The 9,403-nt window shown below is 71.5% G+C and carries 10 protein-coding genes; 6 read left to right on the forward strand and 4 right to left on the reverse strand.

The annotated features are described in order from the left end of the window. Positions 1–290 precede the first annotated feature (290 nt). Entirely contained in the window at positions 291–965 is a 675-nt protein-coding gene (locus ACGF07_RS18515; protein ID WP_030290974.1) for a response regulator transcription factor, read from the forward strand. Positions 966–1,052: 87 nt separating this feature from the next. After that, positions 1,053–2,300: an ATP-binding protein gene (locus ACGF07_RS18520; RefSeq protein ID WP_350746646.1), complete on the forward strand. Its 1,248-nt coding sequence runs from the start codon at positions 1,053–1,055 to the stop codon at positions 2,298–2,300. 136 nt (positions 2,301–2,436) lie between these two features. On the opposite strand, the gene ACGF07_RS18525 is transcribed toward ACGF07_RS18520, so the two are convergent. After that, positions 2,437–2,943 (reverse strand): GtrA family protein, encoded by a 507-nt coding sequence (locus tag ACGF07_RS18525; RefSeq protein WP_350746643.1) that lies wholly within the window; start codon positions 2,941–2,943, stop codon positions 2,437–2,439. Between the two features lie 298 nt (positions 2,944–3,241). On the opposite strand from ACGF07_RS18525, the gene ACGF07_RS18530 reads away from it, so the two are divergent. The 3 genes from ACGF07_RS18530 to ACGF07_RS18540 are packed head-to-tail and all read left to right on the forward strand — an operon-like array spanning position 3,242 to position 6,141. Further along, a complete protein-coding gene (locus ACGF07_RS18530) occupies positions 3,242–4,381 on the forward strand; it encodes a 5-(carboxyamino)imidazole ribonucleotide synthase (protein WP_392899896.1) in 1,140 nt (379 codons plus the stop codon). Beyond that, positions 4,378–4,902 carry a 5-(carboxyamino)imidazole ribonucleotide mutase gene (gene purE / locus ACGF07_RS18535; protein ID WP_350746637.1) on the forward strand — a complete coding sequence of 175 codons (525 nt, stop codon included), beginning with the start codon at positions 4,378–4,380 and terminating at the stop codon, positions 4,900–4,902. The genes ACGF07_RS18530 and purE overlap by 4 nt, the downstream gene beginning before the upstream one ends. A 33-nt stretch (positions 4,903–4,935) precedes the next feature. Beyond that, positions 4,936–6,141, forward strand: coding sequence for a dipeptidase (locus ACGF07_RS18540; protein WP_392899899.1), 1,206 nt, complete (start codon positions 4,936–4,938; stop codon positions 6,139–6,141). Between the two features lie 25 nt (positions 6,142–6,166). On the opposite strand, the gene ACGF07_RS18545 is transcribed toward ACGF07_RS18540, so the two are convergent. The 3 genes from ACGF07_RS18545 to ACGF07_RS18555 all read right to left on the reverse strand — a co-directional run bounded on the left by ACGF07_RS18545 (position 6,167) and on the right by ACGF07_RS18555 (position 8,757). Next, on the reverse strand, positions 6,167–6,580 hold the full coding sequence (locus ACGF07_RS18545) for a CoA-binding protein (protein WP_392899902.1): 414 nt from the start codon (positions 6,578–6,580) through the stop codon (positions 6,167–6,169). Positions 6,581–6,620: 40 nt separating this feature from the next. Further along, positions 6,621–7,283 carry a hypothetical protein gene (locus ACGF07_RS18550; protein WP_392899905.1) on the reverse strand — a complete coding sequence of 221 codons (663 nt, stop codon included), beginning with the start codon at positions 7,281–7,283 and terminating at the stop codon, positions 6,621–6,623. Between the two features lie 136 nt (positions 7,284–7,419). Further along, positions 7,420–8,757 (reverse strand): UDP-glucose/GDP-mannose dehydrogenase family protein, encoded by a 1,338-nt coding sequence (locus tag ACGF07_RS18555; protein WP_350746629.1) that lies wholly within the window; start codon positions 8,755–8,757, stop codon positions 7,420–7,422. Between the two features lie 197 nt (positions 8,758–8,954). Between ACGF07_RS18555 and ACGF07_RS18560 the strand changes: the two genes are divergently transcribed. Continuing rightward, on the forward strand, positions 8,955–9,403 hold a 449-nt coding region (locus tag ACGF07_RS18560), incomplete at its 3' end, for an acyl-CoA dehydrogenase family protein (RefSeq protein ID WP_392899907.1).

Raw genomic sequence — 9,403 nt, forward strand, 5'->3', positions numbered from 1 at the left:
TGGCAGCGGACGTGGACTCGAACCACTCTACGTGGCCATATTTGGCGTTATCAGATGACAAAACTCTCGAATCGGGTATGGGAATGGCAAAGTCCGCCCTAGATCCGCCCGACTGATCCATGGTACGAGGCCAAGTCTTCCTTCAGATACAAGATCCAATGGGGGAATCTTCGCCGAACGACCGGTCGGCGGCACCGCGTTGACACCCGAATGGCCCTTGTATAACGATCACGCTCTGTGAAGCACCTCACAGGGCCTACGGCCATACCCGGGCGGACTACCATCACCACATGACCTGTGTGCTGCTCGCCGAGGACGATCCGGCGATCTCCGAACCGCTCGCCAGGGCCCTGCGACGCGAGGGCTACGAGGTGCTCGTCCGCGAGGACGGTCCGACCGCACTGGCCGCCGGCCTCACCGAGGAGGTCGACCTCGTCGTCCTCGACCTCGGACTCCCCGAGATGGACGGCCTGGAGGTCTGCCGCCGCCTGCGCGCGGACGGCAAGAGCTGCCCCGTCCTGGTGCTCACCGCCCGCGCCGACGAGGTCGACACCGTGGTCGGCCTGGACGCCGGCGCCGACGACTACGTCACCAAGCCCTTCCGCCTGGCCGAGCTGCTCGCCCGCGTCCGGGCCCTGCTGCGGCGCGGCAACGTCGACCAGCTCACCACCGGAGCGCACGGGGTCAAGATCGACATCGAGTCGCACCGCGCCTGGCTCGGCGAGGAGGAGCTCACCCTCTCCGCCAAGGAGTTCGAGCTGCTGCGGGTGCTGGTCCGCGACGCCGGCCGGGTGGTCACCCGCGAGGAGATCATGCGACAGGTCTGGGACACCACCTGGTGGACCTCGACCAAGACCCTCGACATGCACATCTCCTGGCTCCGCAAGAAGCTCGGCGACGACGCGGCGAACCCCCGCTACATCGCCACCGTGCGCGGGGTCGGGTTCCGGTTCGAGAAGAACTAGCCCCGTACGTTCGAGAAGAATGAGCCCCGTACGGAGACCGTGGCCGGGCGCCGGCCGATGACGTGGAACACCTCGGGGAGCAGCAGCGTGAAACGCCGGATGATCAACTCGCTGCTCGTCGTCGTCCTGGTGGTGGTCGTGGTGTTCTGCGTGCCGCTCGCCCTGGTCGAGAAGCGGACCATCGTCAACTCGGCCCAGGACCGGGTCGACGCGGCCGCCGTCCGGGTGCTCGCCCTGGTGGAGAGCCGGCTCGCCGACCAGGAGTCCGTCAACAACGGGCGCGTCTTCGAGAGCCAGGTCACCGAGGGCAGCTACGTCGAGGTGCAGATCCCCGGCCAGCAGGTGGTCTCGGCCGGTGAGCGCCCGGCCGGGGACCACCTGCTGAAGGCCGTCGAACGCGGCAACAGCGGCGAGATCGTCACCGTCGAGCAGTCCCGCGAGGACGTCGACCACGAGATCGCCAACAACCTGCTGCTGCTCGGGGTGGTCGCCCTGCTGGCCGTCCAGGCCGCCGTGGCACTCGCCGTGTGGCAGGCCAAGCGGCTCGCCCGGCCGCTCACCGAGCTCGCCGAGACCGCCGAACGGCTCGGCTCCGGCGATCCGCGCCCGCGCGACCGCCGGTACGGGGTGCCCGAACTGGACCGGATCGCCGAAGTGCTGGACACCAGCGCCGAGCGGATCGCCCGGATGCTCACCGCCGAACGCCGGCTCGCCGCCGACGCCTCGCACCAGCTGCGCACCCCGCTGACCGCGCTGTCCATGCGGCTGGAGGAGATCACCGCCCTCGCCGAGGAACCGGAGACCGTCAAGGAGGAGGCGACCATCGCCCTCCAGCAGGTCGAGCGGCTCACCGACGTCGTGCAGCGGCTGCTCACCACCCAGCGCGACCCCCGCAGCCCCACGGCCGTCGCCTTCGACCTGGACGAGGTGATCAAGCAGCAGGTGGAGGAATGGGGCCCGACGCTGCGCGAGCAGGGCCGGGTGCTGTCGCTGGAGGGGCTGCACGGGGTCACCGCCGTCGGCACCCCCGGGACGGTGGCCCAGGTGCTGGCCACTCTGATCGAGAACTCCCTGATGCACGGCGCCGGGACGATCACCCTGCGGGTCCGGCCCTCCGGCACCTCCGTGGTGGTCGAGGTGCAGGACGAGGGCGCGGGGGTGCCGGCCGACCTCGGCAACCGGGTCTTCGAACGCGCGGTCAGCGGCCGCAACTCCACCGGCATCGGCCTGGCCGTCGCCCGCGACCTCGCGGAGGCGGACGGCGGCCGGCTGGAGCTCCTCTCGCTGAAGCCGGCCGTGTTCGCGCTCTTCCTCGGGCGCAGCCACGAGGACTAGTCACGGGGGCTGGTCACGGGGGCTGGTCACGGGGGCTGGTCGCGAGGGCTGGTCGCGACGGGCTGCCGCGGCGGATCTGCCACGACAGCCCGGGCGCTCGGCCTGCTCGGTCCGCCGGCCTGCTCGGCCTGCTCGGCTACTCGGCCTTGGCGTAGCGGATCTGCTCGGCGGCCAGCATCAGCTCGGCCTGAGCGGCCAGCTCCTGGCCGTCGGCGGCGGCGTCGAGGGTCGGGACGGGCTCCGGCAGCGCCTTGAACACCCAGCTGCGGTAGGAGACGAAGCGGAACACGGTGGCCACGCCGAGGCCGATCACCTTGGCGCCGAGCTGCTCGTAGTGCGAGTCCAGGTGCAGCACGTACACCGTGAAGGCGAGGACCCCGGTCTCGATCAGCATCCCGATGCCGCTGAAGACCAGGAACAGCGTGATCTCCCGCTTGCGCGAGGCCGCGTCCCGGTCCCGGTACAGCCAGTAGCGGTAGCCGAGGTAGTTGGTGGCGATCGCGATCACGGTCGCCGCGATGTTGGAGCGCAGAGAGGCCAGGCCCAGGCCGTTGATGCAGACCCAGAACACGGCGAAGTTGACCACCACGCCGCTCAGGCCGACGACGCCGAACTTCACGACTTCACCCGTGAGTCCGCGCATCCTCTGCATGAGCGGGGGTTTCGAAGCTGCGGTCCTCGCCATACCGGGCTGCCTCCATGTGCCTGCGGACGAAAGGGGGCCCGGCACGGGACCCGGCCACCTCGAGCCCTGCGTGCGCACACATGATCCGACTGCGCGGACGAGGACCTGGCCGTCCAGGCTACCCGCTTCCATCGAACGGCTCAGCCCTCCCGCCCCCGGGTTGACATCTACGCGCGTCCACTACTCACTGCCCCACCGCGGCTCCACCACCCCCCACCGGCCCGGATATCCTGGCCGGGTGACTTCCCCGGGCAATGTGAATTTTCCAGTGGTGGGCGTGATCGGCGGCGGGCAGTTGGCCCGCATGGCACACCAGGCGGGCATCCCGCTGGGGGTCCGGTTCAAGCTCCTCGCCGACACGCCGCAGGACTCCGCCTCCCAGGTGGTCTCCGAGGTCGTCCTCGGCGACTACCGCGACCTCGACACCCTGCGCCGCTTCGCCGCCGGCTGCGACGTGGTCACCTTCGACCACGAGCACGTCCCCACCGAGCACCTGCGGGCCCTGGAGGCCGACGGCGTCGCCGTCCGCCCCGGCCCGGACGCGCTGGTCAACGCCCAGGACAAGGGCGTGATGCGGGCCAAGCTCGACTCCATCGGCGTGCCCTGCCCCCGGCACCGGATCGTCGCCGACCCGGCCGACGTCACCGCCTTCGCCGAGGAGGGCTCCGGCTACCCGGTCGTGCTGAAGACCGTCCGCGGCGGCTACGACGGCAAGGGCGTCTGGGTCGTGGACGACGAGGAGCAGGCGCAGGCCCCGTTCCTGGCCGGCGTCCCGGTGCTGGCCGAGGAGAAGGTCGACTTCCTCCGCGAGCTGGCCGCCAACGTGGTCCGCTCGCCCAGCGGCCAGGCCGTCGCCTACCCGGTCGTCGAGAGCGTCCAGGAGAACGGCGTCTGCGCCGAGGTCACCGCCCCCGCGCCGGACCTCGACCCCGCCCTCTCCGACCAGGCCCAGCAGCTCGCCCTGCGGATCGCCGGGGAGCTCGGCATCGTCGGCCACCTCGCCGTCGAGCTGTTCCAGACCCGGGACGGCCGCATCCTGGTCAACGAGCTGGCCATGCGGCCCCACAACTCCGGGCACTGGACCCAGGACGGCGCGGTCACCTCGCAGTTCGAGAACCACCTGCGGGCCGTCCTCGACCTCCCGCTCGGCGACCCCCGGCCGCGCGCCAGGTGGACCGTCATGGTCAACGTCCTCGGCGGCGACTACCCGGACATGTACCACGCCTTCCTGCACTGCATGGCCCGCGACCCCGGGCTGCGGATCCACATGTACGGGAAGGACGTGAAGCCCGGCCGCAAGGTCGGCCACGTCAACGTCTTCGGGGACGACCTCGACGACGTCCGCGAGCGCGCCCGCCACGCGGCCGCCTACCTGCGAGGAACGATCACCGAATGACAACCCCGGTTGTTGGCATCGTCATGGGCTCCGACTCCGACTGGCCTGTCATGGAAGCCGCCGCCCAGGCCCTGGACGAGTTCGAGATCCCCTACGAGGTGGACGTCGTCTCGGCCCACCGGATGCCCCGCGAGATGGTCGCGTACGGCGAGAACGCCCACCGGCGCGGCCTGAAGGCGATCATCGCCGGCGCCGGCGGCGCGGCCCACCTGCCGGGCATGCTCGCCTCCGTCACCCCGCTGCCGGTCATCGGCGTGCCGGTGCCGCTGCGCTACCTCGACGGCATGGACAGCCTGCTGTCGATCGTCCAGATGCCGGCCGGCGTGCCGGTGGCGACCGTCTCGGTGGCCGGCGCGCGCAACGCGGGCCTGCTCGCGGTGCGGATGCTCGCCGCCTTCGACGCCGAACTCGCCGAGCGGATGACCGACTTCCAGGCCGAGCTGAACAGCCAGGCCACCGAGAAGGGCAAGAAGCTGCGGGCCAAGGTGGCCGGCTCCGCCTCCTTCGGCTTCGGCAAGTAACCCCGCTGGTCGGGGTGGGGTAGAACAGCCCGTATGACTTCTCAGACGGACTCCGCCACCCCGCTGGACCGCGCCCGGGCCCTGCTCCGCACCGCGCCGGTGGTGGACGGTCACAACGACCTCCCCTGGGCCATGCGCGAGCAGGCCGGGTACGACCTCGGCGCCCTCGACCTCGCCGCCGACCAGAGCGACCGCCTGCACACCGACCTCGCCCGCCTCGCGGAGGGCGGGGTCGGTGCCCAGTTCTGGTCCGTCTTCGTGCCCGGCTCGCTGGCCGGCGACCACGCGGTGAGCGCCACCCTGGAGCAGATCGACTTCGTCCACGCCCTGGTCGAGCGCTACCCCGACCGGCTGCGCCTGGCCCGCACCGCCGCGGACATGGAGGCCGCCCGCGCCGAGGGCCGGATCGCCTCGCTGATGGGCGCCGAGGGCGGCCACTCCATCGACTGCTCGCTGGCCACCCTGCGCGCCCTGTACGAGCTTGGCGTGCGGTACCTGACGCTCACCCACAACGACAACGTCCCGTGGGCCGACTCCGCGACCGACGAGCCCGTCGCCGGCGGGCTGACCCTGTTCGGCGAGGAGGTCGTCCGGGAGATGAACCGGCTCGGCATGCTGGTCGACCTCTCGCACGTCTCCGCCGACACCATGCGGGACGCCCTGCGGGTCACCGAGGCGCCGGTGGTCTTCTCGCACTCCTCCGCCCGCACCGTCTGCGACCACCCGCGCAACGTCCCGGACGACGTGCTCGCCCAGCTGCCCGCCAACGGCGGGGTGGCGATGGCGACCTTCGTCCCGAAGTTCATCCTGCCCGCCGCCATCGACTGGACGCTGGCCGCCGACGAGAACATGCGCGCCCACGGCTTCCACCCGCTGGACACCACCCCGCCCGCCATGGAGTGCCAGCGCGCCTTCGAGGCCACCCACCCGCGCCCGCCCGCCACCCCGGCCACCGTCGCCGACCACCTCGACCACATGCGCGAGGTCGCCGGCATCGACCACATCGGCATCGGCGGCGACTTCGACGGCACCGCCTTCCTGCCGGACGGACTCGACTCGGTGGCCGGCTACCCCAACCTGGTCGCCGAACTCCTCGACCGCCGCTGGTCGGAGGCCGACCTGGCCAAGCTCACCTGGCACAACGCGGTGCGCGTCCTGCGCGACGCCGAGTCCGTCGCCGCCTCCCTGCGGACCAGCCGCCGGCCGTCCATCGCGACCATCGCCCAGCTGGACGGCTGACCGCCGGCGGCTGACGGCTGACTGCTCAGCCGAGCCGCGGGATCTCGATGGCCGGGCACCTGTCCATCACCATCGAGACCCCCGCGGCCCGGGTCCGCCGGTAGGCGTCCTCGTCGACGACCCCGAGTTGGAACCAGACCGCCTTCGCCCCGACCGCCACCGCCTGGTCGGCCACATCCCCGGCCAGTGAACTGTTCACGAACACGTCCACCACGTCGACCGGGAACGGGATGTCCGAGAGCGAGGCGTAGCCGGGCTCGCCGAGGACGGTCTCGGCCTTCGGGTGCACCGGCACGATCCGCTTGCCGTAGCGCTGGAGGACTTGGGCCACGCCGTAGGCGGCCCGGGCGGTGTTGTTGGACAGGCCGACCACGGCCCAGGTGTCACCGCTGCTGGTGAGGATCTCACGGACCGTCGCGTCGTCGCCGTAGTTCGTCATGCCGGTGCCAACGGTGTCTTCAGGTGCGGCATTCCGCGCCTCAGGGCGGCGGAGGAGGTGCCGGGCCCCGCCCCGAACCGGTCCAGTCCGGGGCGGGGCGGTGCTGCCGCGCCCGGCCCTCGCGACGGCCCCCGGGAACGGCGTTCTCGGGCGAGAGCTGAACGGCGAGTCGCCACAGGACACCGAGGACCACGAGCCCGGCCGCCAGGAAGAACGTGGCCAGCGCGACTCTGGTGGTCCATGCATCGGAGGTCAGCAGGGAGGCCAGGGTGAACTCGACCATGAGCGCCAGAATGACGTAGTACAGCAGCCGCACCGACGATCCGGCGAAGGAGCGCAGGGGATACAGGAGGAGGATCTGCCTGACCCTCTTCCGGAACGGAGTCGGTTCACCGGTCGGTGCCTCGGTCTCCGGTGTCTGCAGGGCCCGGAGCTGGTCCTCCAGGTAGTCGGCCGCCCACGCCCGGGCCGGAGCGATGTCCACCCCTGGGGCGATGGCCGTGTAGGTGGTGAACCACTGGCCGAGGAAGCCGAGGTAGGCCTGCGCCTCGTCCAACTGCTGCCGCCGTCTGGTCGCGGCGCTCCGTCGGGCACGCCAGTCCCGGAACCAGAGCCCCGCAGCGCCGAGGAGCGCGGCCACGACGGCCGGGAGTGCCGATGTCACCACGTCGTGGACGACGCTCGACGCGTCCGCTGCGGCCATGCCCTCACCTCATCCGGCCCGCTCCGGGGCGGGGGAGCCGACGTCCTGTCCGTCGAGCGTGCGGCGGACCGGGGCGGCGGTGCCAACGGGGATGAGCCATCCGGCTGTCCCCGCGATCGGCGGCGGAGGACTCCCGTCAGCTGGGGCGGCCGAGGGCGCGGTACGTCCAGCCGGCGCTGCGCCAGGCGTCGGCGTCGAGGACGTTGCGGCCGTCCAGGAGGCGGCGTTCGGCGACGACGGCGCCGAGCTCGGCCGGGTCCAGCTCGCGGAACTCGGCCCACTCGGTCAGGTGGAGGACGACGTGGGCGCCCTCGGCGGCCTCCAGGGCGGAGGCGGCGTAGGCGAGCGAGGGGAACATCTTGCGGGCGTTGTCCACGGCCTTCGGGTCGTAGACGGTGACCTGGGCGCCCTGGAGCTGGATCTGGGCGGCCACGTTGAGGGCGGGGGAGTCGCGGATGTCGTCCGAGTTGGGCTTGAAGGCGGCACCGAGGACGGCCACCCGACGGCCCAGGAAGCCGCCGCCGCACTGCTCGCGGGCCAGCTCGACCATCCGCGAGCGGCGCCGCATGTTGATCGAGTCGACCTCGCGCAGGAAGGTCAGCGCCTGGTCGGCACCGAGTTCGCCGGCCCGGGCCATGAACGCCCGGATGTCCTTGGGCAGGCAGCCGCCGCCGAAGCCGAGGCCGGAGTTGAGGAACTTGCCGCCGATCCGCTCGTCGTAGGAGAGCGCCTTGCTCAGCTGGGTGACGTCCGCGCCGGCCGCCTCGCAGACCTCGGCCATCGCGTTGATGAAGGAGATCTTGGTGGCCAGGAAGGAGTTGGCGGCGGCCTTGACCAGCTCGGCGGTCGCGAAGTCGGTGACCAGGAACGGCACGCCGGCCGCGATCGGTTCGGCGTACACCTCGCGCAGCAGCCGCTCGGCCCGCTCGCTCTGGGCGCCGACCACGATCCGGTCCGGCCGCAGGGTGTCCTGGACGGCGAAGCCCTCGCGCAGGAACTCCGGGTTCCAGGCGAGTTCGGCGGCCTCGCCGACCGGCGCCAGCGCGGCCAGCCGCTCGGCCAGCCGGGCCGCCGAGCCGACCGGCACGGTCGACTTGCCGACCACCAGGGCCGGGCGGGTCAGGTGCGGCGCCAGGTCGTCGATCGCGGTGTCCACGTACGACATGTCGGCGGCGAACTCGCCCTTGCGCTGGGGAGTGTTGACGCAGACGAAGTGCACGTCGGCGAACTCCGCGGCCTCCTTGGCGGAGGTGGTGAAGCGCAGCCGCCCGGTCGACCCCTCGTGCCCGGCCACGTGCTTGAGCAGCAGTTCCGACAGCCCCGGCTCGTACATCGGGACGCGTCCTGCGGTGAGGGTGGCGATCTTGTCGGGATCGATGTCCAGACCCAGCACCTCGAAGCCGAACTCGGCCATCGCGGCGGCGTGCGTGGCGCCGAGGTAGCCGGTGCCGATCACTGAGATGCGGAGGGTCACGGGTTCCCCTTGAGTTGCGGGTTCGACCAGTAGAGGTGTGCTGATGCTATCCGCCCGGGCCGGTCGGGCCGGGATCGCCCGGCTCCGGAGGACGCTAGGCAGTCGCAGGTCGGAGCCCTAGGATCTCTACTGAACGGTAGTTAACCCCGGATTCGACGTCGATCAGACTTCGGTCACTGGACCACGAGGCAGGCATCATGGCGGGCAGCGCGGCTGACTTCGATCTCTTCCGCATCTCCGAGGAGCACGAGATGCTCCGTGAGGCGGTGCGTTCGCTGGCCGAGGCGAAGATCGCGCCGTTCGCGGCGGAGGTGGACGAGCAGGGGCGGTTCCCGCAGGAGGCGTTGGACGCGTTGCGGGGCAATGACCTGCATGCGGTGCACGTGCCGGAGGAGTACGGGGGTGCGGGGGCGGACGCGCTGGCGACGGTGATCGTGATCGAGGAGGTCGCGCGGGTGTGCGGCTCGTCGTCGTTGATCCCGGCGGTGAACAAGCTGGGGTCGCTGCCGGTGCAGTTGGCGGGTTCGGAGGAGTTGAAGGCGAAGTACCTGGGGGCGCTGGCGCGGGGGGAGGGGATGTTCTCGTACTGCCTGTCGGAGCCGGAGGCGGGTTCGGACGCGGCGGGGATGCGGACCCGGGCGGTGCG

Origin of the sequence: Kitasatospora sp. NPDC048194 (assembly GCF_043202455.1) — a bacterium.
Taxonomy (GTDB): Bacteria; Actinomycetota; Actinomycetes; order Streptomycetales; family Streptomycetaceae; genus Kitasatospora.